This is a genomic window from Acidovorax sp. LjRoot204 (assembly GCF_056175785.1).
Genome location: NZ_JBGFFF010000360.1, coordinates 1 through 1,172, shown reverse-complemented (window position 1 = coordinate 1,172; position 1,172 = coordinate 1). Strand labels below are relative to the sequence as shown.

Annotated in this window: 3 protein-coding genes; all 3 read left to right on the top strand. The window is 64.7% G+C overall.

Features of this window, described 5'->3' with window-relative positions; translation table 11 throughout:
* Positions 1-36: 36 nt before the first annotated feature.
* Positions 37-417, top strand: a complete 381-nt coding sequence (locus tag AC04MI_RS25380) for a rhodanese-like domain-containing protein (RefSeq protein ID WP_436077327.1) — start codon at positions 37-39, stop codon at positions 415-417.
* A gap of 85 nt (positions 418-502) precedes the next feature.
* Positions 503-694 (top strand): YgaP family membrane protein, encoded by a 192-nt coding sequence (locus AC04MI_RS25375; RefSeq protein ID WP_116749842.1) that lies wholly within the window; start codon positions 503-505, stop codon positions 692-694.
* A gap of 65 nt (positions 695-759) precedes the next feature.
* The gene (locus tag AC04MI_RS25370; RefSeq protein ID WP_436075199.1) at positions 760-1,125 is read left to right on the top strand and encodes a carboxymuconolactone decarboxylase family protein; all 366 of its coding nucleotides are present in this window, start codon (positions 760-762) and stop codon (positions 1,123-1,125) included.
* Positions 1,126-1,172 lie beyond the last annotated feature (47 nt).

The window sequence follows — 1,172 nt, the reverse complement described above, 5'->3', positions numbered from 1 at the left end:
CATCTGTACCACCCTACCCACTGCAGGAACGCCGATATGAAAACAGCCCACGATCTCGTCACCGCCGCCAAGGCCCTGGTGCAAGAGGTCCCAGTGGACCAGGCAGACGAAGCCATCCGCGCCGCCGACGTGCTGATCGATGTGCGAGAGTCGGACGAGTACCAGGCAGGACACATCCCGGGCGCGATTCACGCATCGCGCGGGGTGCTGGAGTTCCGCCTCAGCAGCACGCCCGAACTCAGCGCGCGCGACCTCAAGGTGGTGCTGTACTGCAAGACCAGCGGCCGGGCTGCACTGGCCGCGCGCGCCATGCACGACATGGGCTATCTGCAGGTGCAGTCCATTGCTGGCGGCTTTGACGCCTGGGTGGCTGCAGGCAAGCCTGTCGCGGCGCCTGCGTCTCCCTCATTCGACTGACCGAGCAGCGAGCGCATTCCGCGTTCGCTGCGCTTGTGCAACCAGGGCCCATCMCGGGCCACAACCTCAGAGCAAGGAAATCATCATGAACATCAACGTAGGAACCGTGGACCGCGTGCTGCGCGTCTTGGCAGGCCTGGTCCTGATCGCACTGGCCGCCACCGGCACGGTGGGCTGGTGGGGGTGGCTGGGCGTGGTGCCACTGGCCACCGGCCTGTTCCGCTTCTGCCCGGCTTACACGCTGCTTGGCATCAACACCTGTTCCATGAAGAAATAAACCACCGGCAGGCGCCGGCACACGCAGAGGCCGGTGCCCTCAAGGCCCCAGCAAGGAACCATTCCATGAGTACGTTCGACCACACCAGCCTGATCCAGGGCATCAACGAAAGCCTGGCCACCTTCCGCAAAGCACAGCCTGACGCCATGCGGGGCTTCGCTCAGCTTGCGCAGGCCTCGATGACTGAAGGGGCGTTGACCAGCAAGCACAAGGAGCTGATTGCCCTGGCCATTGGCGTCACCCAGCGCTGCTCCGGGTGCATCGGTTTTCATGTCAAGGCACTGCAAAAGCTTGGTGCCACCCGCGCAGAGCTGGAAGAGATGCTGGCCGTGTGCGTTTACATGGGCGGTGGCCCGGCACTCATGTACACGGCCGAGGCCCTGAAGGCATGGGACACCATGGCCGTCGCCAGCGCCCCAGCTGCTGCCTGAAGCTGCTGTCCCGCCATCCATCCGCTGCCGTCGCACGCTCGACACCC